The 24178-nt window shown below is 32.7% G+C and carries 21 protein-coding genes, 1 tRNA gene and 1 pseudogene; 12 read left to right on the forward strand and 11 right to left on the reverse strand.

Going from position 1 to position 24178, the window contains the following annotated elements; all coding sequences use genetic code 11:
* Positions 1-89: 89 nt before the first annotated feature.
* Complete coding sequence (locus tag P5P89_RS05270; RefSeq protein ID WP_278011047.1) at positions 90-563, reverse strand: hypothetical protein; 474 nt, start codon at positions 561-563, stop codon at positions 90-92.
* A 5-nt stretch (positions 564-568) separates the two neighbouring features.
* Positions 569-1108: a hypothetical protein gene (locus P5P89_RS05275; RefSeq protein WP_278011048.1), complete on the reverse strand. Its 540-nt coding sequence runs from the start codon at positions 1106-1108 to the stop codon at positions 569-571.
* Between the two features lie 277 nt (positions 1109-1385).
* On the opposite strand from P5P89_RS05275, the gene P5P89_RS05280 reads away from it, so the two are divergent.
* From P5P89_RS05280 to P5P89_RS05320, 9 genes are all read left to right on the forward strand, one after another.
* On the forward strand, positions 1386-1901 hold the full coding sequence (locus P5P89_RS05280; protein WP_278011049.1) for an RNA polymerase sigma factor: 516 nt from the start codon (positions 1386-1388) through the stop codon (positions 1899-1901).
* A gap of 49 nt (positions 1902-1950) precedes the next feature.
* Positions 1951-2850, forward strand: a complete 900-nt coding sequence (locus tag P5P89_RS05285; protein WP_278011050.1) for a FecR family protein — start codon at positions 1951-1953, stop codon at positions 2848-2850.
* Complete coding sequence (locus P5P89_RS05290) at positions 2851-5385, forward strand: TonB-dependent receptor (RefSeq protein WP_278011051.1); 2535 nt, start codon at positions 2851-2853, stop codon at positions 5383-5385. It abuts the gene before it with no gap.
* A 128-nt stretch (positions 5386-5513) separates the two neighbouring features.
* On the forward strand, positions 5514-5903 hold the full coding sequence (locus P5P89_RS05295; protein WP_278011052.1) for an OB-fold protein: 390 nt from the start codon (positions 5514-5516) through the stop codon (positions 5901-5903).
* A 10-nt stretch (positions 5904-5913) separates the two neighbouring features.
* Positions 5914-6777 (forward strand): DUF5777 family beta-barrel protein, encoded by an 864-nt coding sequence (locus P5P89_RS05300; protein WP_278011053.1) that lies wholly within the window; start codon positions 5914-5916, stop codon positions 6775-6777.
* 35 nt (positions 6778-6812) lie between these two features.
* On the forward strand, positions 6813-7163 hold the full coding sequence (locus tag P5P89_RS05305; protein WP_269235113.1) for a hypothetical protein: 351 nt from the start codon (positions 6813-6815) through the stop codon (positions 7161-7163).
* A gap of 12 nt (positions 7164-7175) precedes the next feature.
* Positions 7176-7721: a YceI family protein gene (locus P5P89_RS05310; protein WP_278011054.1), complete on the forward strand. Its 546-nt coding sequence runs from the start codon at positions 7176-7178 to the stop codon at positions 7719-7721.
* Positions 7722-7738: 17 nt separating this feature from the next.
* Entirely contained in the window at positions 7739-8254 is a 516-nt protein-coding gene (locus tag P5P89_RS05315; RefSeq protein WP_278011055.1) for an ankyrin repeat domain-containing protein, read from the forward strand.
* Positions 8255-8261: 7 nt separating this feature from the next.
* The gene (locus tag P5P89_RS05320) at positions 8262-9038 is read left to right on the forward strand and encodes a T9SS type A sorting domain-containing protein (protein ID WP_278011056.1); all 777 of its coding nucleotides are present in this window, start codon (positions 8262-8264) and stop codon (positions 9036-9038) included.
* A gap of 221 nt (positions 9039-9259) precedes the next feature.
* On the opposite strand, the gene P5P89_RS05325 is transcribed toward P5P89_RS05320, so the two are convergent.
* On the reverse strand, positions 9260-9889 hold the full coding sequence (locus P5P89_RS05325; protein ID WP_278011057.1) for an HmuY family protein: 630 nt from the start codon (positions 9887-9889) through the stop codon (positions 9260-9262).
* A 26-nt stretch (positions 9890-9915) separates the two neighbouring features.
* Positions 9916-11982: a TonB-dependent receptor plug domain-containing protein gene (locus P5P89_RS05330; protein ID WP_278011058.1), complete on the reverse strand. Its 2067-nt coding sequence runs from the start codon at positions 11980-11982 to the stop codon at positions 9916-9918.
* A 105-nt stretch (positions 11983-12087) separates the two neighbouring features.
* On the opposite strand from P5P89_RS05330, the pseudogene P5P89_RS05335 reads away from it, so the two are divergent.
* Positions 12088-12989, forward strand: a pseudogene (locus P5P89_RS05335) (DUF6607 family protein).
* Positions 12990-13069: 80 nt separating this feature from the next.
* Here P5P89_RS05335 and argS read toward each other — a convergent pair.
* Positions 13070-14848 carry an arginine--tRNA ligase gene (gene argS / locus P5P89_RS05340; RefSeq protein WP_278011059.1) on the reverse strand — a complete coding sequence of 593 codons (1779 nt, stop codon included), beginning with the start codon at positions 14846-14848 and terminating at the stop codon, positions 13070-13072.
* A gap of 284 nt (positions 14849-15132) precedes the next feature.
* On the opposite strand from argS, the gene P5P89_RS05345 reads away from it, so the two are divergent.
* Entirely contained in the window at positions 15133-17541 is a 2409-nt protein-coding gene (locus tag P5P89_RS05345) for a TonB-dependent receptor (protein ID WP_278011060.1), read from the forward strand.
* A 90-nt stretch (positions 17542-17631) separates the two neighbouring features.
* On the opposite strand, the gene P5P89_RS05350 is transcribed toward P5P89_RS05345, so the two are convergent.
* From P5P89_RS05350 to P5P89_RS05370, 5 genes are all read right to left on the reverse strand, one after another.
* Positions 17632-18303, reverse strand: a complete 672-nt coding sequence (locus P5P89_RS05350) for a copper homeostasis protein CutC (RefSeq protein WP_278011061.1) — start codon at positions 18301-18303, stop codon at positions 17632-17634.
* A gap of 84 nt (positions 18304-18387) precedes the next feature.
* Positions 18388-19395: a 3-oxoacyl-ACP synthase III family protein gene (locus P5P89_RS05355; protein WP_278011062.1), complete on the reverse strand. Its 1008-nt coding sequence runs from the start codon at positions 19393-19395 to the stop codon at positions 18388-18390.
* 219 nt (positions 19396-19614) lie between these two features.
* Positions 19615-21468 carry a M61 family metallopeptidase gene (locus P5P89_RS05360; protein ID WP_278011063.1) on the reverse strand — a complete coding sequence of 618 codons (1854 nt, stop codon included), beginning with the start codon at positions 21466-21468 and terminating at the stop codon, positions 19615-19617.
* Between the two features lie 98 nt (positions 21469-21566).
* Entirely contained in the window at positions 21567-21845 is a 279-nt protein-coding gene (locus P5P89_RS05365) for a DUF2805 domain-containing protein (RefSeq protein ID WP_007803893.1), read from the reverse strand.
* 275 nt (positions 21846-22120) lie between these two features.
* On the reverse strand, positions 22121-23017 hold the full coding sequence (locus tag P5P89_RS05370; protein ID WP_278011064.1) for an EamA family transporter: 897 nt from the start codon (positions 23015-23017) through the stop codon (positions 22121-22123).
* Between the two features lie 178 nt (positions 23018-23195).
* Between P5P89_RS05370 and P5P89_RS05375 the strand changes: the two genes are divergently transcribed.
* The gene (locus P5P89_RS05375) at positions 23196-23915 is read left to right on the forward strand and encodes a DUF4369 domain-containing protein (RefSeq protein ID WP_278011065.1); all 720 of its coding nucleotides are present in this window, start codon (positions 23196-23198) and stop codon (positions 23913-23915) included.
* A 133-nt stretch (positions 23916-24048) separates the two neighbouring features.
* Here P5P89_RS05375 and P5P89_RS05380 read toward each other — a convergent pair.
* Positions 24049-24119 (reverse strand) — tRNA-Gln (locus P5P89_RS05380).
* Positions 24120-24178: the final 59 nt, after the last annotated feature.

The raw sequence follows: 24178 nt of genomic DNA on the forward strand, positions 1-24178 counted from the left end.
TTAGAGAATATCAATAAAAAAACCAGCTTAACTTACTGGTTTTTTGCTATACTCTATAATTCTGACGCTAATAATGTTCTCTTATGAATTTAATTTTTTTCAAAATAAAGATAGTTACTGTTAGTTATGTCTCGAAAGCGTATTACAGAATTATTAAATTCAAATAATACCCAGCTATAATCCAATTTATGAAGCAGTAAGGAACTGTAACTAAAGTAAATTTTGAACTCTTTAGCACCGTTTACTATATTATAATCCCATTGTCCTGTAGTAGAAATCCCATCTTTTGTAGCGACCACAGTTTTGTCGTTTTTAAAAGCAAATTTATATCCACTATAGGAAGTAGTTTTATCTGAATCCTTGAAAAAATAAGCAATCTTCCAGGAGCCATTAGTTATTGTTTGTGCAAAATCAAGCGATACAATGTTATTTTCTGAGCAATTGTCAATTGCATATTTAATGGCATTTTCAAATTCCAAATTATTTGTAATCGATTTTGTCTGATTATTATAATCTTTTATCGAAACAGGATAACGTAATGAAATATACTGACTGGCGTTCAAATTCTTTATAAAATCAAAAAAACCTGATCGCTGGTAATCGTAACAGAACTGGCTTGCTGGTTGTAACTGTTATAAATATTAATAGATATTGGATATTGAATATTTAGTCCATTTATTTTAGACAAAAGATCAGGATAAAGATTCCAATAATCAATTAAGGTATCAAAATCGGATTGATTTGGAATTAGTTTTTCGATATAATTATAGTATACCATAGTTACCGGAAAACTGATTCTCACAATATCATCATCAGTATTATATGCGTTGATATTATCTATTACTTTTTGATAATCAGCCGTTGTATTTATGGCAATAGTCTCATTATTAACTGTAACAGTATAGGGTAGTTTTATAGTACAATAACTTGAACCGTCGATTATATTATCCTGAACTGTTTTTACCATTGCTACCCTTTGCAGATAAGATGTAAGCGGAGAAGCGTTAGTAACAGTCTGGTCGTTATGATTTTGTTCGTCTATTTCATTTTGACAAGAGAAAAAGAATAAACAGGCAACTACTAATAAATATTTATGAAAGCGTAACATATTAACATTTTTACAAAGGTAATAATTTAAGAATCTGTTTTCTCTAAATCGCCTTTCAGCTATGCGTAATTGAGCTTATTTACCGCATAAGTAATCCTTTTTTTACAAGGAAAGTACACACCTGAAATTAAAACCTGAAGAGACTAAAAATAGTTTTTAGAAGAATGTATAATTCACTCTGTCTATACCTGAATAAAAACAATTTACTTTGCTTTTACCCTACTTGAATTAAAAAGAAATACTTTTGCAAATTCCCAATTGAAAGATTTTACTACTAATGTTAAAATTAAACCAGTCAAATACTTGTGACGAAATAATATTTTCGTCTTTTTTTAAGAGCCATATTAAAGCACTTCGGAATTTTCTTTTTTACAAATATGGTAATAAAGACCAGGCTGAAGATGTGGCTCAGGAAGCGTTTTTGAAACTTTGGCAAAATTGTGCTGCTGTACCAATTGAAAAGGCAAAATCGTATATTTATACAATTGCAAATAACAGCACTTTAAATGAAATTGCACATCAAAAAGTCGTCCTGAAATACGAAAAAAACTTCAACGGTTTAGACAGCACTAATGAAAGCCCGGAATTTCTTTTGGAAGAAAAACAATTTCAGGCAAAACTTTTAAAAGCTATTGAAAATTTAAATGAAAAACAGCGCGTGGCTTTTTTGATGCATCGAATAGATAAAAAAAAGTATAGTGAAATTGCCGAAGTTTTAGAAATAAGTGTAAAAGCAGTAGAAAAGCGCATCCACCTGGCTTTGTTAAACTTGCGCAAAGAAATTGATATATAAAGTAGGGCAAAAACAGTTCTAATTGTTTTAATGATATAATTTCCAAATAATGAAAACAAATCGCTTATTGGCCAAATGGCTCAACGATGATTTAACAGAAGATGAATTAGCTGAATTTCAAGCGAGTCCGGATTTCAAAAAATACCAAAAAATTAAAAACTACACCCAGTATCTGGAAGTTGGCGATTTGGATGAAGATCCAATGCTGTCAAATATTCTTCAGCAGGAAAAAACAACTCTAAAAGTGATTCCAATATATAAATCCTGGATGTTCCGTGCTGCAGCTATTTTTGTTCTGGCTCTTGGAGTTGCCTTTTCGGTAAAGAATTTTGTCCCGGAGACTAAAACTGCCAGTTTTGGAGAGACAAACACATTTTTGTTACCCGATAACTCTGAAGTAGTACTGAATTCTGGTTCTGAAATAAACTATAAAAAATGGAACTGGGACAATAAACGACGACTTGAACTAAAAGGAGAAGCTTATTTCAAAGTATCCAAAGGCAGGCGTTTTGAGGTTCAGACCAATCTGGGAAAAGTAGCTGTTTTAGGGACTCAATTTAATGTAAAAGCCAGAAAAAACAGATTTGATGTAACGTGTTACGAAGGTCGTATAAAAGTAAATTATGCTAATACCCAACTCATTTTAATTCATGGACAAAGTGTAACTTTTGAAAATGGAAAACAATACAAAACCTCCATCAATTCCTCTAAACCTGAATGGATGAATAATCAAATTTTATTTAATAAAGAGAATATCAAAACTTTACTGGACGAAGTTCAAAGGCAATACAATATCACAATCATATTAAATACAAAAGATACAACCTCCCTGTTTACCGGAAAATTGCCAGATAACGATCTTGATACGGCAATACAAATCATAAGTACAACCTACCATTTGCAGGCTAGAAAAGTATCTGAAAACAAAATAATTTTTGACGAAAAATAGATGTTGGGCCCCAAACGATTTTATTTTTCGTTTTTATTATTTTTTCTTGTCCTGAACCTTTTCGCTCAGGGCAAAGGGAAAACTACATCTTTAAAAAAAATAATAATTGATATTGAAAACCAGCATCAGGTAAACTTTAATTATACTGAGGATAATGTCTTTGGTTTACAATTAACACCTCCTAAAAAGTCCCTTTCATTAGAACAAAAACTGCAATATCTCACACAAAGAACGAGCTTATCTTTTGAAAATTTAGACAATAAGTATATTAACGTTTATAGAAATCATAATAAAACTGAGATAATTTGCGGGTATGTTTTTTCCAATATTGATAAAAACCCCATTGAAGGTGCTAATATTCATTTTAATACTAATACACACACCGCAACGGCTTCAAATGGATATTTTGAATTTGAGAAAGGATCTAAGAATGTTTTTTCTATTAGTCACGTTGGATTTACACCCAAAAAGATTTCAATAGCAAATATCAATTCTAAAGAATGCCTCAACATCATTTTAGAATCAGAAGTCACAGAACTCGAAGAAATTAAGGCCAATCCTATTCTTGCCTCTGGAATTTCTAAAAATAGTAATGGTTCTTTTGAAATTAAACCTAAAAAGTTTGGTATCCTGCCTGGACTTATCGAACCTGATGCCCTGCAGACCATGCAGCAAATTCCTGGTGTAAACAGTCTGGACGAAAGCGTTTCAAGTATTAATGTTCGGGGAGGAACACATGATCAGAATTTATTTTTATGGAACGGAATACGAATGTTTCAAACGGGACATTTTTTTGGTTTAATATCAGTCTTTAATCCCAATCTGGCACATACTATTTCTATACACAAAAACGGAAGTTCTCCTTTCTATGGCGAAAGTGTTTCTAGTGTCGTGGCTATTTCTTCTACACCTGAGACAGCAGAAAAAAACTCTTTTAGCGCAGGAATCAACATGATTAATGCTGATATTTATGCAAAATATAACCTTTCGAAAAAAAGTTATGTAGAAATTTCAGGACGAAAATCGATTACTGACTTTGTAGAAACCCCAACTTATAAAGAATATTTTAATAAAGTATTCCAAAACACTACTATTACTGATTTTGCCCGAAATCAAAACATCAATTATAAAAGTGATAAAGAATTCGATTTCTACGATGCTACTCTCAAATACCTTCAAAAAATAGGATTAAAAGATGAAATACTATTAGATCTGATTACCATACAAGATAACTTAAAGGTGTTTCAGAGTGCTGCTTCTTACAATGTAGTTAAATCTGAAAATAATATTTTACGCCAGCAAAATTTTGGCGGAAACCTATCCTGGAAAAGAAACTGGAATAACTTTAATACGACTAAAATTAATATTTACAACTCTTCGTATGAGCTTCTTGCTAATCAAAAAACGACTAATGGAGACCAAATCGTAATTCAGGAAAATACTGTTGCAAATAATGGAATCAATTTAGAAAATAACCATACCATAAGTTCAAAATTCAATTTTAATAATGGATACCAGTTTAATGAAATTGGTGTTATTAATTTAGAGCATGTAAGCAATCCGGATTTTTACCGTAAAACTAAAGAAGTTTTAAGAACTCATGCGCTAATTTTGGAAGGAAAATATAACGACACCATTTCCAGAATAATTCTTAATACCGGACTAAGACTAAATTATATTGAAAAATTCAAAAAATACATTCCAGAGCCCCGAATTCAATTTAATTATGGCTTCAACAAAAATTTAAATATTGAATTACTAGGCGAAATTAAAAGTCAAAACTCTCAGCAAATTATTGATTTGCAAAAAGATTATTTTGGTATCGAAAAAAGACGATGGATTATTTCAAACAATTCGTCAATTCCAATTCAGAAAAGCAAACAGCTATCGTTAAGTTTATTTTATAAAAAAAATGACTGGCTGCTGGATATTGAAAATTTTTATAAAAAAGTAAGCGGAATTACAAGTGCAAGCCAGGGTTTTCAGAATCAGCTTGAATTTGTACGTATAACGGGCAATTATGAAATCATGGGAACAGAAATTCTGATTCAGAAAAAGATGAATCATTTTCTAACCTGGCTTAGTTATACGTACAACAATAATAATTATCATTTTGAGAATTATGAATATCAAAGTTTTCCTAACAACTTCGAATTAACCCATACTGTATCATGGGCCGGAATTTATGAAAGAAACAATTTCAAAATTGCTTTGGGAACAAAATGGTCTTCCGGCAGGCCTAAAACGTCTCCGGACCTTAGTAAAATTGACCTTTCAAATCCTGTTTTAGTTTACAATAAACCCAACAATACAAATTTGAGGATTTTTTCACAAGTCAACCTTTCCTCCACTTATAAGTGGGAAACAACTAGCGGTGTTCTTTACAAATTAGGAATATCAATCTTAAATATTCTAAACAGGAAAAATGAAATTAGTGAATATTACAGAATGAGTCCGCTCTCAAATTCTATTGAAGAAGTTGAAACATTCTCTCTTCAAAGAACTCCAAATCTGAGCTTTAGGGTTTCTTTTTAATTCAGACTATCCCTAATAATAAAACATTTCAATTTTTTTTCATCTTTTTTTTACAAAAAACAACTATTCTTTGGTAGGGTAATCTTTATCAAGTCTGTTTTACTATTAAATCTATTAAAACGAAAAAAATGAAGAAAAAAATAATCCTTGCAACTTTAGCAATAATTGCATTAGGAGCATTTGGTTATTACTATGTCTGGTATGGAGGTGCCAGAAATGTTTCGGCCGAAGACGCTGCTTTTAGTGTTTCATCAAAAAACATCATTGATGAATTTGATTCTGATATTGAAAAATCAAACACAAAATACCTCGAAAAAGCAATAGCTGTAAAAGGAATTGTCAGCAAAATAAGCCCAAAACAAATTATTATAGACCATACCATTGTTTGTGATTTAAAAGAATCTGACCCCTCAATTAAACAAGGTCAGCCTTTGACCCTAAAAGGAAGAGTTGTAGGATATGATGACTTAATGGGCGAATTAAAATTAGACCAGTGTTCAGTAGTAAATAACGATTAATACAATTAAAATGAGGAATTTTTTAAGCTTTGTGCTTGTGTTTTTTTTAACGGCAAATCTATTTGCCCAGGACGATTTGCTAAATCAGTTAGACACCATTAAATCAGATGAAAAACAAATAGAAATTGCCGCTTTCAAAGGTTTGCAGATAGGTAACATGCAATCTACAAAGCTACCTGCAAAAGGAGAATGGTATATGCTTGTTTCACACCGTTTTGGTGATTTATCTGAAGGATTTAATAATTTCTTTGGTTTAGATAATGCCCTTACAAAATTTGGCGGAATCTATGGTGTAACAAACTGGCTAAGCTTTGGTGCTACACGCCATACCTATAATAAAATCTATGAAGTTACAGCCAAATATAAAATGGCGAATCAGGAAGTAAACGGATTTCCTGTTACAATTGTGGGATATAATACGATGGATATCAATAGCGCACTGGAAAAAGAAATATATCCGAACATTCAATTTTCGGATCGTTTGGCTTTTACAACTCAATTGCTAGTTTCCAGAAAAGTAAATGAAAAGCTTTCTGTCGAATTGGGACTTATTAATGTTTACAAAAATTTATACGACGATTCAATTGAACAGCAAAATGTATTTTCTGCAGCAGGAGGGTTACGATATAAAATTGCCAAAAGAATGAGCGTTAATCTTGAATACGCCGCGCGTGTCATTACAGAAGAAAAAGCTACAGACCCCTATCATAATCCGCTTACAGTTGGTTTAGATATAGAAACCGGGGGACACATTTTTCAACTCGTATTCTCAAACAGCCAGCCTATGAATGATGTTGCAGTATTCTCAACTGCGTCAGGAGACTGGAATAAAGGAAAGATTTATTTTGGATTTAACATGTACAGATCCTTTTAAAACAACAACTATTTAAGTTAAAATATCATCTCAATATGAAAAAGAATATATTAATAATACTATTTTCCTGTGCTGCATTTTTAGTCTCGTGTACACCAAGAACTTACGAAGAAATTTCAGAAACAGAGACAAATACTTCACCTACTTATACAGCAAACGTTGGTCCAGTCATACAAGCAAATTGTGTGAGCTGTCACTCAGCAGGAGGCCGATTCCCAACTTTACAGACTTACGAGCAGGTAAAAGATGCCACTCAAAACGGTGACCTAATTTGCAGAATTGACCAAACTCAGTCTTGCGGAAACGTAATGCCGAGATCGGGAGCCATGCCAAGACAAACTATTGATATGATTATACTTTGGCAAAAAGAAGGATATAAAAATTAAAATATATTTAAAATGAAAGAAATAATAATATCTGCATTGTTTTTATTAGCGGGAAACGTAGTTTTTTCGCAAAAGATGATCACCAGAACCGGTGAAGTAAAATTTGAAGCTTCCATGCCTGCTTTTGAGGAGGTAGCGGCGACTAATAAAACAACCTCCTGCATTCTTGAAAAAAGTACAGGTGACTTTGTAGCCCTCACCCTGATAAAATCATTCAAATTCAAAGCACCTTTAATGGAAGAACATTTTAATGAAAATTATATGGAATCTTCCCAATATCCAAAAGCGACTTTTAAAGGAAAGATTTTAAATTTTGATGCCAAAAAATTGTCTGCTTCAAAAACAGCTTACGATTTAGAAGGTGATTTAACCATTCATGGTGTTACTAAAAAAATAAAAACCAAAATCAATCTTACCTTAAACGGGGCCAAAATTCTGGCATCTAGTGCAATTTCAGTTAAACCACAGGATTACAAAATTGAAATTCCAAGCCTGGTAAAAGGAAAAATTGCCGAAAACGTAAAAGTTGCCATGAATTTCGTTCTTGAAGCTAATTAATCAAAACTATTTCTACTATGAAAAAATTAGTATTGCTTACAATGTTGCTTTTCTTTTCTATTTCTAAAGCACAAGACAAAACCGTTTTTGATGTTGCAAGAAACGGAACTTTAGCAGAGATTCAAAACCTAAACAAATCAAACCCGGATTTAATCAATTCGCTTAACGAAAATAAAACAAGTCCGTTGATCCTGGCTTGCTACAGAGGAAACCTTGAAGTTGCGCAATTTTTAATAGAAAATGTAAAAGATATTAACTACAATTCTGATATGGGAACGGCTCTAATGGCGGCAACGTATAAAAACCAGCCACAATTAGTAAAACTATTATTAGAGAAAAAAGCAAATCCAAATGCAACAGATGCAAACGGAATAACAGCATTGTCACTCGCTGTTCAATTTAAGAATACTGAATTAGTAAAAATGCTTTTAGATTATAAAGCGGATAAAACAATTAAAGATAACAAAGGAAAAACAGCATTTGAATATGCTGTTTTTTCTCAAAATGAACCCATCATTAACCTTTTAAAATAAGTAAATCATGAAAAAAATTACTCTTTTAACTTTTTTATTAATTGGTATAAGCTGTTTTGCCCAGCAAAAATCGACAGGAGATGTTACTTTGTCAAATAATATGACAGCCAATTTAACATTAAATAACAACACATCAAAAGCCACTATTAAACTCACCGGCCCTTCTGATAGATGGTTTGCTTTGCAGTTTGGAAATTTTGCAAATGGTGGTGGTATGGTCTCAGGACAAGATTTAATATACTCAAACGGGAGCACTCTGGTTGATGCAAGACAAAACGGAGTTGGCGTTACTCCAAGTACAGATGCTACACAAAACTGGACTGTAACTTCTAATACCGTAGTCTCCGGAATTAGAACTATAATAGCAGAACGAAATTTTTCAACCGGTGATGCAAATGATTATACCTTTAATTATACAAACACTACTATAGATTTTGCATGGGCCAAAAATAGCTCTGCCGGACAATCACTAAACAATCATGGAGGAAACCGCGGATATGCTATAGATACAGCTTTATCTACTACTTTGGGTGTAGAAGATTTTGGGTTAAAAGCATCTTCAATTTCTCCAAATCCATCAAACGGAAATTTTACCATTGAAACGAAAACAGGTTTAGATAAAATAAATGTATATTCTTTAGTAGGGACACTTGTTGAGAGTATTGAAGTAAAAAACAAAGCTAATACTGTTGATGTATCATTGAAAAGTTTGCAATCTGGAATTTACCTAATAGAATTGCAAAACGATCAGGAAAAAACGTGGAAAAAAATAATTATCAAATAGTTGGAAGGCTGTCAAAAGCCAAAATTAATTGTTAGAATAAAGTGTCAAAACTATTTAACTCCAAAATAGTTTGACGCTTTTTTTATTGCATATCATGTTTTAATATTTCAATCGAAAGTTATTCAGACAAAAAAAGAGGTTAGAAAAAACTCTAACCTCTATCAAAAAAAAATAAAAAAAACCAAGTTATTAACTAATTGAAAGTTAAATATTGTAATCTCTTAGAATGTTGTAGTACTATTTGCCTGATATGCGAAGTTAAAAGTATAGAATCTGGATTCAGATGTTGCAGTTGGAGTTGCCGGAGCTCCTTTGTAATAGCTTAAAAATTCAACTTTTGCATATTTACCATCGTGAGTTTTTACAACAAATACCTTTCCTGCTTTGGCGGTAATTATATGAGTCTGTCCGTTATAATCATACCAAGCATTTGCTCCTGAAGTTGGAAATGCATACACTGAAGCCGCATCCTGAGTGAAAGTGTTTGCAACCGGAAATGTTGTAACACTGGCAAATGCTCCAGAAACAATACTCACAGCACCTGATCCTGTTCTTGATGGTTCACCTGCATCTTCAGCATTATATTTAGCTCCTCCATTTACGATAATTACTGTACCACGGAATGCGATGTCCCATTTATCTGTAGTGACAATTTTATTTTCAGAAAAACTGAATTTTGTGAATTCACCTCCAACTGGCTGTCCTTGCCCGCCTGTTTGTGGCGCCGGAAGATCAGAAACTTTTATAGTTTCAACAGCCGGAATCGTATCGTTATTATCATCGTCACTACTGCAAGATGCTGTAAAAATAAATAATGCTAAAAATGAAAGTTTTAAGAATTGTGTTTTCATGGTAAAGGTGTTTAAATAAATATTAATTAAAAATTATATTGAATTCTTGCAAAAAGCTGTCTTCCGGCAAGGCTCGGAATCTGTCCCGGATCTGTATAATCAAATAAATTATTAGCCCCAGCCTGAAGCATTAATTTATCAGCTACAGTTTTTGAAATTGATAAATTGGTTAAAAAGTAGTCATTTACAAATTTGTCGTATTTATCCAGAATGCTATTTCCATTGCTATCAAACATTCCGTATTTACTTTTATAAAAAACACGCAAATTAATATCGGTTTTTATCTTTGGAATCGTGTACAAAACTTTAAGATTGGCTGTATGTTTTGATCTGTTATATATTCCAAAATAATCTGATTTATTGATTTTAACCGTTTGTAGCTCTGAATTACGGATATATTGATAGTCTTCAAAATTGTCAACAACATCCTCATTTTTGGCAATTAAATATTGGTATCCTAATGATAAAGAGAATTCTTTGGTAAAACTATACGTTGAATTATACTCTATACCATAGGTGAAAATTTTATCGAAATTAGAATAACTAAAAATATTCTGACCGTTTGTTTTTTGAGCCACAACCTGTGTATCAATCAAATTACTAATAGTATTGTAGAAGGCATTGATATCCATTCTTAGTTTATTTCTTTTATAATAAGTTCCAAAATTGAAATTGATTGAACTTTCTGCTTCTAATGGTTTGTCAAAACTAATTCCTGCTATTCTGGATAAAAGCTGTCCCTGCTCTTCAAACTGATCCAGACGAGCTTCGGCAACATTATACCCTAAAACGGTGTAACCAACAGAAGGATTCGTAAAATCGAAATACAACTGACGGAAATCCGGTGCTTTATAGCCATACCCAACCGAAGATTTTAAAGATAAATTATTATTAATTTTATAATTTACAGCTAGCTTAGGACTTAACTGCGATGCATAAACACTATGATTATCATACCTGAATCCGGCCAGAATATTCCACTTCTCAGTAGGATTGTAATCATATTGTACAAAAACATACTGCGAATTAAATTTCACATTATCTTTAAAATAGGTTCTGTCCAGACTTTCATAATTTAATCCTACTCCGGCTGTTAACTTGTCCTTATTTATTGAAACAGTAGTTCTGACCTCGGGTCTGAAAAGCCATTGGTCGTAATATGTATCTTCATAACGAACATCGCTCTGGTCATTTAAAAACGAATCATTTTTATAATTGGTCGCATAAAATTCATATTCAGAATATACTTTAGGAGTCCATTTGTGTTCTAATTTGATTTGCGAATTCCATTCGTTTTCCTTTGCTTCGCCACTATATATTTCAGATCCAATCACAGCTGCATTATCTGCTTTTTGATTAAAAAAACGATTACTTACAATTAGTTTCAGATTTTCAGAAAAATCATAATATAATTTTGGCTGAATTGTAGTATTATAGTATCCTTCTACATTTTTCAGTACTGAACTTTCGTTCAAATCAAATCCATCGGTTGAATAATAGTTAGCAAACAAATTGGCTGCAAATTTCTTTTTCTTCCAAAGCAAATTAGCATTGGCATCACTGGTATTAAATGTTGCATACCTATAAGAAAGACCGCCTGCCAACATATCTTTCTTAGGTCTTTTTGTAATTACATTAATAACTCCACCCATTGCTTCAGAACCATATAAAGCTGATGATGCACCTTTTACAATTTCAATTCTCTCAATATTTCCAACAGAAATCCTGGACAAATCCAAAACTCCTGAACTTCTTCCTACAAGTGGCAAACCATCAATCAAAATCATGGTGTAAGCAGCGTCCATTCCCTGTATTTGAATACCTTCAAAACCACTTTCATCAGGAATTAATATAATACCGGTTTGTTCATTTAAAATTTCATTCAATCTCGTAACACCAGATTTAATAATCGTTTCAGCAGTAATAATTGTCATTGGCAAAGGCAATGATGAAATTACCCTCTCTGTTCTGGTCGCTGTTGTTACTTTAACTTCCGATAATTCATTTGTTTCAATGCTATCTTTTTGCATTTGCTGAGCAATTGTAATTTGACAAAAAACAAATAGTGTAGAAAGGGTAATTTTAATTTTCATTATTTTTATTAAGTCTTAATAATAAGTGCAAATATATAATTATTTTTATTTGTTCTAAATAAACTTTATATATTTGCAAAAATTTTTAAACTAAATAATTCAGTTATGATTACAAAAAGCCTCTACTTATTAGCCGTTATGGCTGTAACCTGCAGTCTTGGATTCAGTCAGGATAAAAAACAACAGGATATTAAATCGATAAAATCCATGTGTGGATGCTATGAAGTGAAATTTAATTTTGCAGAAACTTTTCAGTATGCAAAGGATTCGGCTTCTTATAAACCTTCACAGACAAAGCACGAGTCTGCTTTAGAATGGGTGGAATTGGTTGAGGACACACCAAATAAAATTGTCATGCAGCATTTATTAATTGTAAGTGACGATATGATCATCAAGCACTGGAGACAAGACTGGCTGTATGAAAACACGGATTTATATCTGTTCGACAAAAACACATCCTGGAAATATAAAAAACTAGATAAAAAAGCTGTAAAAGGACAATGGACTCAAAAAGTATATCAGGTAGATGACAGTCCACGATACGAAGGAACTGCAACCTGGGTACATGTTGACGGACAGGATTATTGGGCAAACATGACGGATGCTCCCCTGCCAAGAAGAGAACATACAAAACGTAATGATTATAACGTTTTAAAAGAAGAAACATTCATGAAATTACTGCAACTGGTTGGAACCATGAACAGGACAATGACAAATTGATTCGTGATGATAGTGGAAAAGATGTTTTGCTGGCGCAGGAAAAAGGAATGGACATTTATACTAAAGTTCCGGATAGTAAATGTATTGCTGGACAGAAATGGTGGAAGGAAAATAATGCACTTTGGAAAAATGTTCGTGACAAATGGCAAACTCTTTTTGACAGGCATCAGGATTTAAACTTAGAAACCAAAGTAGAGAAGAAAACGCTTTATTCCCTTTTGTTTGATTTGAAACCAGATGCTGCAAAATCAGAGACTGATGCTATCATCCAAAAGTTCGTAAAATAAATATTTTGTTTTAGTTGTTAAAAGAGCCGATAGTTTTAAAACTTATCGGCTCTTTGTTATTATGTATTTGATATAAGTTCTTACATTCTTTCAGGAACTTCAATTCCTAATAAAGTAAAAGCAGATCTGATGACCTCACCCACTTTTTGCGAAAGCTGTACCCTAAAAATCTTTTTAGTCAGGTCAACTTCTCCTAAAATGTGTACTGATTGATAAAATGAATTGTATTCTTTTACTAAGTCATACGTATAATTCGCAATTAAAGCCGGGCTATGATTTTGTGCCGCATTTTGAATTATTTCCGGGAAAAGCTGGATTAGTTTTACCAGCTCTTTTTCTTTTTCGTGCAACTCTTCAATGGTAGTTACAGTAGAAAAATCAAAATCGGCTTTACGTATGATCGATTGAATTCTCGCATACGTATATTGAATAAACGGACCTGTATTACCAGCAAAATCAACAGATTCTTCCGGATTGAACAAAATACGCTTTTTAGGATCTACTTTTAAAATGTAATATTTTAATGCGCCAAGTCCAATTGTTTTGTACAATTTAGCCTTTTCTTCAGCAGAATAACCGTCTAATTTTCCTAAATCTTCAGAGATTTGTTTTGCTGTTGCCGTCATATCATGCATCAGGTCATCAGCATCTACTACTGTTCCTTCACGGCTTTTCATTTTTCCGGATGGTAAATCAACCATTCCGTATGACAAATGATATAAGCTTGAAGCCCAGTCAAAACCTAACTTTTTTAGAATTAAAAATAATACTTTAAAATGATAATCCTGCTCGTTTCCAACGGTATAAACCATTCCGCCAACGTCAGGCATATCTTTTACACGCTGAATTGCAGTCCCGATATCCTGTGTCATATAAACGGCAGTGCCATCAGAGCGCAATACGATTTTACGATCCAAACCTTCATCTGTCAAATCAATCCAAACTGAACCGTCAGGATCTTTTTCAAAAACCCCTTTATCAAGTCCAACCTGAACCACATCTTTTCCTAATAAATAAGTATTGCTTTCGTAGTAATATTGATCAAAATCAACTCCAAGATTCGTATAAGTGGTATCAAAACCGTCATATACCCATTGGTTCATTTTCTTCCAAAGTGCAATTACTTTTTCATCCCCCGCTTCCCATTTCTTCAGCATATCTTGCGCTTCGACTATAATGGGTGCTTGTTTTTTTGCTTCTTCTTCCGTTTTGCCGGTTTCTATTAATTGATTAATTTCACCTTTATAAGCTTTATCAAACTCAACATAATATTTCCCTACTAACTTATCTCCTTTTAATCCTGAAGATTCCGGAGTTTCTCCATTTCCAAATTTTTCCCAGGCCAGCATCGATTTGCAGATATGGATTCCACGATCGTTGATGATTTGTGTTTTATATACTTTTTTACCAGAAGCCTTCAGAATTTCAGCAACAGAATAGCCTAATAAGTTATTACGAACATGCCCTAAGTGTAAAGGTTTATTGGTATTTGGCGAAGAATACTCAACCATGATTGCCTTCTCTTTAGTATTTGGAGTTACATAACCAAATTTGGTATTGTCTCGTATCTCATTAAAGAAATTCAGATAATAACGATCAGCAATTACGATATTAAGGAAACCAGATACAACATTAAATCTTGCAACTTCGGCAACATTTTCAACAAGATAATCTCCAATTTTATTTCCTAATTCGGCAGGATTACTTTTAGTCAATTTCAATAAAGGAAAAATCACCATTGTAATATCGCCTTCAAACTCTTTTCGCGTAGCCTGAAATTCGATTTTATCGACAGTAACATCAAATAATGCCTGAATGGCGTTTTGTATAGAAGGAGTAAGAATTTGTGATAATGACATGTAAACTTTTTTTAAGGTGAGCAAATATACTGCTTATTCATCAATTTGAGAAAACGAAAAACATATTAAATAGTAGAAAAGAGTTAGAAATTCTTAAAAAAAGAAGATCCTAATTTGTTAAAATTATCAAAAAAACAAAACACTAATACCTTATAAAACAGAGCCTCAAAATAAATTTTAGCTTTTTTCTGTAAAAATATTGTAACAAATCATTAATAAAAAGGTCTTATTAGCAAATTTGAACACAATCATCAATCAAATCAAAATAATCAATTAAACTAATTATGAAATTAAAATTTTTATTGTTCGCATTACTGGGAATAATTGCAACAACTACTGCCCAGAATACGGGAACTGTATCCGGTAAAATTATTGAAAAATCGAATAAGGCGCCTATTTCTTATGCTACAGTTTCGATCAAAGACAACGGAAAAGTCGTTTCCGGAGTGAATACAGACGACAATGGGGATTTTACGATTAAAAACCTTGCCCTAAAAAGTTACACAATCGAAATACAGTATATTGGTTTCAGGAAATATATCGGGTCTGTAATTTTGAGTGAAAACAAAAAAACGGCTACCGTGAATGTATCGCTTGAAGAAGAAGCAACGCAGCTAAAAGGCGTAAATATTGTTGCGGAACGTTCTACAATTGAGCAGAAAATCGATCGTAAAGTAATCAATGTTGGGAAAGATTTAACCACAGCAGGGGCTTCGGCATCTGACATCATGAATAATATTCCGTCTGTGAATGTAGATCAGGACGGAAAGCTTTCGCTTCGCGGAAATGACAATGTACGTGTATTAATTGACGGACGACCTTCTAATATTGATCCAGCGCAATTATTAAAACAAATTCCATCGACTTCTATCAAAAAAATTGAATTGATTACCAATCCAAGTGCGAAATACAACCCTGAGGGAATGTCGGGAATCATCAATATTGTTTTGCACAAAAATGCCAATACTGGTTTTAACGGAAGTTATAGCGGTGGAATCACCTTTGGGGAAACTGCGAAATACAATCAGTCATTAGATTTGAATTATAAAACAGGAAAAGTAAATTTCTTTGGAAACGGCGGAACTAATTTCGGGACTTATTTTAATGATGGCTTCATCAAAAAAACAGATAAAAGCACTATCCAGAACTTAGATATTTCTAATAAAAATGATTCATATTTATATAAAATTGGAATGGATTATTTAATTGATGATCATAATACATTATCTTTTTATAGTACACAAAATAAAGCAACAGGACTTGGATTCGTAAATACAGATATTGATTACTTTAATTCACCGGAAGAAATTAGTAATGTATATCAAAAAGGAAGATATGAAGGCCCAAACAAAACCGGAACTTATAATCTGGCTTACAAACACATCTTTAAAAAAGAAGGCCACACATTAGATTTTGAAGGAAATTATAGTACTACAGAGGAAACTCAGAATGCTTCTTTTGATACTGAAACCATAAAAACAGATAATACAACCAACAGAAATGTTTATAGTGATTTCATAAATGACAAACGTAAATTAAGTACTTTGAATGTGGATTATATAAATCCTTTAAATGAAAAAACGACATTGGAAGCTGGAGCTGAAGCCAGAATAACGAAAACAGAGAATAATTATGCAACTGAAAATCCGTTTGCTGAATTCCCTGTATCTAATTATATCTATGATACTAATATCTATTCAGCTTATGTAACTTTTGGTCAGAAATTCAAAAAAATCAGTTATCAACTGGGCGCGCGTTTTGAAAGTTATAATCTCAAATCCAATTTAAATTATGGTTATAAAATATTTAATGATGATTATATTACCTTATATCCTTCTGCTTATTTAACGTATAATCTGAACGAAAAAAACACTTTTCAGTTGAGTTACAGCCGTCGTGTTGATCGCCCAAGTTTAGAACAGACAAAACCGATTCGTGAGTTTTCAACTCCATTGGTTACCTCATTTGGAAATCAGGACTTAAGACCTCAGTTTACCAATTCTGTAGAATTAAATTATACCAAAACTTTAGAAAAAGGAAGCTTTACTACAGGTGTATTTTACAGAAGTATTAACGATCCGATTAGCAGAACTTTAAGACCAGATGAATTAAATCCAAATAAACAAATTATGAGTTTTACTAATTATGATCATAATACTTCGTATGGATTTGAAGTTTCTTTAAATTACAAAATTACAAAATGGTGGGATATTCAGCCTTCTATCGACTTTTCAAGCATTAATCAGCAAGGAGTTGTGTTTAAATATGATCAAACACAACCCACAAAAAGCACTGCAGATGAGAGAACAGTTACGATGGCAGCATTCAACGCCCGTATGAATTCTAACTTCAAGGCCACAAAACGTTTAAGCTTTTTATTATTCGGATTTTACAGAGGACCAGTTGAAGATGTACAGCAGGAAAGAAAGGAAATGTACAAAATAGATATGGGTTCACGCTATACGTTATTAGACAACAAAATGAATATCAGTGTACGTTTTAATGATGTTTTCAATACTATGAAATATGCTTTTGACACCCAATATCCTTATCCTCAATCAGGACAGTTTACCTGGGAAAGTCAAACGGTTTACCTGGGTTTAACTTACAACTTTGGTGGTGCAAAAATCAAAAAATTACAACGTAAACAAAGAGATGACAATACCAGTAAAGATGCTGGCGGAATGTTTTAACGCTTTAACTTTTTTACTATTTTTAATTAACACTTGTAGAGAAAAAGGCCTGAAGTTTGCCAGCTTCAGGCCTTTTTTACGAATTCATTTTTATAAAAAATTTCGAATTTCTTTTACTTCTTCGGGATTTGCTGTTTCTGTATCATCAGTAATAGCTGATGAATGATAAAAAGTAGGTTCTAATTTATCCTGCAATAACTTAATATTTGAAGATCGTAATCCCCCTCCAGGCATAATTTCAATTCTGTCACCGGATAATTTTTGAATTTTTTCAAGATTAAAAATCCCCTCTTCAACGTTTATTTCCTGTCCGGAGGTTAAAATCGTTTTGAAACCACAATCTATAATATCTTCTAAAGATTGTTCGATATTTTCAACTACATCAAAAGCCCGATGAAAATTACACGGAAGCGGTCTGGCCAAATTGACTAATTCCAGATTTTTCTTTTTATTGATAGTACCATCTTCATTTAAAATCCCAAAAACAAAACCATCAACTCCTAACTTTTTAAACTGTTTTATATCTTGTTTCATTTCGGCAATTTCCTCATCTGTATAAAAAAAATCTCCACCTCGTGGCCTTATGATCACATGCATTTTTATGGAAAGTTTTTCACGAACCTTGACCGTTAAAACATAATTTGGAGTTGTACCTCCAAGCTTCATATTTTCGCACAATTCGATTCGGTCAGCACCGTTATCCTGAGCAATCAATGCTGATTCATAATTAAAGCACGCTATTTCGAGTTGGCTTTTTTTCATTATACAAAGTAATTTCAATTAAACCAAATATAAAAAAACCTGCTTCAAAGTGAAACAGGTTTTATATAATTTACAGAAATTAATTTACCATTTGATAATGGCACTTGCCCAGGTAAATCCACTTCCAAAAGCTGCTAAAACAACAGTATCCCCGGATTTGATTTTTCCCTGCTCCCATGCTTCTGTTAAAGCAATCGGGATAGACGCTGCAGTTGTATTACCGTATTTCTGGATATTATTATGAACCTGATCGTCTGATAATTTGAATTTATTCTGAATGAATTGCGAGATTCTTAAATTTGCCTGATGCGGGATCAGCATATCAATATCCGACACTTGCAAACCATTTGCTTCTAAGCCTTCATTTATAACTTCTGCAAAACGCACAACTGCATTTTTAAACACAAATTGTCCATTCATATACGGATAATAACTTTCATCATTAGGGTCATTATCTGCAATAATATCAGTTACCCAGCGTGCCCCCATTCCCGGAGCCTGCAAAGCAAGTTCTTCAGCATGCTGCCCTTCAGAATGTAAATGCGTTGATAAAATTCCTTTTGACAAATCTTCTTCACGGCTTAAAACTGCCGCTCCTGCCCCATCGCCAAAAATTACGGAAACCCCACGCCCTCTTGTGGTCATATCTAATCCTGTAGAATGTACTTCAGAACCAATTACTAAAATGTTTTTATACATTCCGGTCTTAATATATTGATCCGCAACAGAAATAGCATACACAAAACCTGAACATTGATTTCTAACATCTAATGCCCCTACAGTCCGTAATCCCAAATCACGCTGTACCAAAACTCCGGGTCCTGGAAAATAGTAATCAGGGCTCAATGTTGCAAAAACTACAAAATCTATATCTTCTTTGGCTACGCCGGAACGTTCAATTGCTATCTTAGCAGCTTTGACCCCCATCGAAGTTGTAGTGTCTTCACCACGAATAATATGTCTTCTTTCCTGAATTCCGGTCCGTTCCTGAATCCACTCATCATTGGTATCCATAATCTTAGACAAATCATCGTTTGTCACCACATTTGAAGGAACATAATATCCTAAGCCCGCAATTTTTGAATGATACATACTCTCTTTTTTATTAGTTAAAAACTGGAATGCAAATTTAAGTATACTTTAAAACATTAGTATACAAATTACCATTTTTTTCGCAATTGACAATTTTCTGCATCTTAAAAAACATTTTATTTCAAATTAGTCCTTTTTCAAAAAACGGCTTGTTCAAGTTAAACAAAACAAAAGCCCCTAAAAAGTAAAAATTTTAGGGGCTTCGCTTAATTTATTTTACTATCCTTTTAGCCAGGCATTTTTAAGTTTTTCTTTTGAAGCATCTGTAGCTTTAAACGTTTCACTTTCTTCGTAAGGTAATTTTACTGTACCTTTTATTGTTTTATCAGCACCAGCTCTTTTTATCTGAACAGTAATGGGATCATTTTCTTTCCAGTTTTCACTCTCACCAATTAAATCATATATATTGTCTAAAGTATATGGTTTAGCATTTATTGACAAAATTACATCTCCTGGTTTTAGATCCAGATTAGTAAAAAACGGATTTAACTCAACATCCTGACGAACACTTATTTGTTTCGTTTTTGGATCAACTCCTATGTATGGCATCTGCCCTTTTATGAAAACTGAACCCGCTTTTTTCTCAGATGCCTTTGTAACGCCCACTTTAGCTAAATATTGATCATACTGAATAGGAGTCGTTCCGGCAACATGGGTTTTCAGGAATTCCCCAACTTCAGGATAAGTCAATTTTGTGATTTTATCAAAAAGTTCATTGTCATTAAATGGTTTTTCAACTCCATATTCTTCAGATAATTTATGCATCAGATCGAGAATCCCTCTTTCTCCGTTACTTTTTTCCCTGATAATAATATCGATACACATTCCGATTAGCGCCCCTTTTTGATATACATTTAAATATTGGTCTTTGTAAGGCTGCTCCAGTACATTTTTACTCATCACTGTAAATGACATCGTATCGTTTAAACTTTTTGCCTGTTCGATTTTATCCGCAATACGGGTATAAAATTCAGGTTCATCAATTAAGCCCTGATTAATCTGAAAAAGATTCGCGAAATATTCTGTTACACCTTCGTACATCCACAAATGTTCAGACATTTTTGGAGCATTATAATCAAAATACTGAATTTCTTTAGAGTGAATAGTCAATGGCGTTACAATATGAAAAAATTCGTGTGAAACTACATCTTTCATCGACTCAACCAATTTCTCTTTCGGCATCGATTCAGGTAAAACAACTGTAGTGACTGTTGGATGTTCTAAAGCCCCAAAGCCATGCGCATCATCCTTTGCCATACTTGACAAATACAATAAAACTGTATATTTTTTAGTAGCATTTACTTTGCCTAAAAAGTTTTTTTGTGCCGTCATCATTGTTTTCATTTCCGGAGTAATACTTTCTGCAGTGAATTTTCCGGTTGGAGAATAAACAGCAATCAAAATATCCATCCCGTTAACATTGAATGTAGTATAATCAGGCTTAGAATACATAATTGGATTCTCTACCAAAACAGCATAACGAGGTGTTGTAAAAACATCACTTGTTTTGCTTGCATCTTCATCTGTCATTGAAGTTGCTCCCCAAAGTGTTTCTGGATGTGTGATGGTAACTTTATACGGAACATCTAATTTATCCTGAAAATATCCAACAAAGCCATGCGTATTTACCATAAAATTGATTCCGGCATTTATGTTTGTTCCCGCTGGAGAAAACACATCATCATTACCAAAACCCGTTCCTTTTTCTGTATCAAAAGTATCGCCAACCAAATAGGTAATTGTCTTCAATTTTTTTGCATCCGAAATTGACCATGAATTATCATCGATTCTTTTTACATTTAATGCATTCCCTTTTACATCAAAAGCTTTAAAATCATCTGAATATTTTCCGTAATTATCTGTAGAATAGGTTCCCGGAACAGTTTTAGGTATACTGTAAATTACTTCATCAGTTTTTATCTGAGGTGCGGTTACTGTAACCAAAACTTTATCATCTTTTACATCAGTAAGATTAATATTGACAGCAACGTTTTCCTTCGCTGCACTTGACGTCCCTGTTTTACAGCTCCATAAGGTAACTGCAAGCGCTAATGTGCAAATTATTTTTTTCATTTATTAAAATTTTAATTTTTTATATCAGTCTTATAAAATGTAAAACTGTTACAGTAAAGATATAAATAAAAAAAACTCCTGATTGCAGGAGTTTTTATTTAGTCTAATTTATTTTTTATATAGTATTTTCCATCCAGATCTTCGTCAAAATCGTCTATTTTAACTGGTTTTGGCTTTGGTTTATTTGCGATTGCCTTCTTTTTCCACATCTCGAATTTTTCAAGAGGCATTTTCTTTTTCATTATTTCCAGAACTTCTTTTTCTGACAATCCAAATTCTTTTTTTATAATTTCGAATGGATTTCTCTCTTCTAATGCCAACGAAACAAGCTTTTCAGTTTGTTCCCAATTCAATTCTTTGCGGTTACTCTTTTTCATCACGTGAAAATTAATTCAAAATAGAGGTTAATGATTAATAGATTGATTTTCAATTTAAGTATCAATATTAATAAAAAAAATAATTAGTTGCTCAGATTAACTATATTTTTTTAATTGATTTTAGCATTTTTTTACACTATGTTAATTTTTAGCATCAAGTTTGCAAAATTTATAATGTATCATTTAATTCAAAGCAAATATTCGCCAAAAACACAAAAGGAAAAAATCAATTATACATCTGATTTCTCCCTTCTTATTAAAGTCTTTTTACAAGGTCAGTTTTTCTTTCTGAAATTGATATTCATTATGATAATAGCCAGAATAATCAAAATAATCCCAATCCATTGTAAAAAAACCACTTTTTCATTCAATAAAACAAATGCCATCATTACAGAAACAGGAAGCTCAAGAGCCGAAACAATACTCCCTAAACCAATTCCGGTCAATGGAAATCCAGCATTCATAAGCATTGGCGGAATTATAGTTCCGAAAAGAGAAAGCACAATGCCCCATTTTAGGAAAATTGAAAAATTGAAGGGTGTGATTTGTGTAGCAAAAGCAAACGAAAAAACAATAACAGCACCACCCAAAAGCATGTATAAACTTCTTTGCGCCGAAGAAATTTCAAGAGCAACACGGTTCGCAGTAAACATCGTTGTGGTAAATGATGCAGCCGCAAGAACACCCCAGCCAATACCTCGCCAGTCTAACTCAATACTGCTATTAAGGATATTCGTTGCGAGCACAGTTCCAATTAAAACAATAAAAACAGCAATTATTTTTTGAAGTGACGGAAGTTTCTTCTCTAAAATCATTTCGAGCAAAACGCCCATCCATACCGTTTGCATCAATAAAACAATACCAATAGAAACCGGAATATATTTTACAGCCAGATAATAAAACAAACTCGTCATTCCGAGCGAAGTTCCTGCCAGCATTAACTTAAAAATATTTTTTGATGTGGCTCTTACCACTTTTGTTTTATATTTTACCTTTTGAAAAGCATTAATCAGCAAAATACCTATAAGCCCTAATATAAATTGAGATGTGGTGACTTCTGCAGTAGTAAAACCTTCTTCATAAGCCATTTTTACAAAGGTAGCCAGCATACCATAACTTGTAGCGCCTAAAGCAACCAGAAAAACTCCTTTGAGAACATTTTTTTGTGACATTCTTGTTTTATTTAAAAAATTTAGCCTGCAAAGATAGTACTTAGTTTTTAGCTCAATGTTAAAATTAAAAAGGCAGAATTTAATATTAAGGATCAATTGTATTATTTCTGAAAAATTAAACCTTCAATCTCCTCCATTTAAAAAATTTCTTTATTTTGCACCCCAAATCGAAAAAACAATGAAAAAATCAATTATTGCAATTATTGCAATTGGCTTATTAGCTGTCTCATGTGACAAAAAAGAATCAACAGACGGCCTGCATCTTACAGGAAACATAAAAGGACTAAAAGAGGGGAAATTATATATCCAAAGATATAATGACACAGCTTTAGTAGCTATTGACAGTATTAAAATTGATGGAAATTCAGCCTTCGAAACAAATATAAAATTAGAATCACCAGAGATGCTTTATCTATTTCTGGATCGTGGAGTTACCAATTCATTAGACAATAATATTATATTTTTTGCAGAACCGGGCAATATAAATATCGATGCGAATCTGGATAATTTTATCAATGGTGCTAAAATTACCGGATCAAAAAACCATGAGTTATATGAAGAGTATCAAAAAGTAAACTCTCGTTTTAAAGATGAAAGCCTTTCATTAATTGAAGCAAAATTCAAAGCTTTAAAAAGACAGGATCAAAAAGCGGTTGACAGCATTGTAGCAAGAGGTGATTCGAACATTAAACGAAAATATTTATTTGCTACTAACTTTGCAATTAACCACAAAGATCATGAAATAGCACCCTATATTGCTTTAGCAGAAATTTACGATATTAATCTTAAGTTTTTGGATACTATTCAAAAATCTATGACACCTAAAGTTGCAAATTCATTATATGGTAAAAAACTAACCAAGTATGTAAATGAAATTAAAAAAGAGGAAAAGAAATAATTTTACTTTAAAAACCCAAAAAGGCCTGGAAATATTTCAGGCCTTTTGTATTTTTTAGAATATTCGGATATACCATTTGATTATAAAAATAAAATCCTGTAAGCATTAAACTTTACAGGATTTATTTTACTTGTTGGTCTACTAGGACTCGAACCTAGAAAGACGGCACCAAAAACCGTAGTGTTACCATTACACCATAGACCAATAAAGTAGTGCGGTTAAGCGAGTGCAAATTTAAAGCTTTTTTTAGTTTGCGCAAACTT

It is taken from the genome of Flavobacterium gyeonganense, assembly GCF_029625295.1.
GTDB classification, from domain to species: Bacteria; Bacteroidota; Bacteroidia; order Flavobacteriales; family Flavobacteriaceae; genus Flavobacterium; species Flavobacterium gyeonganense.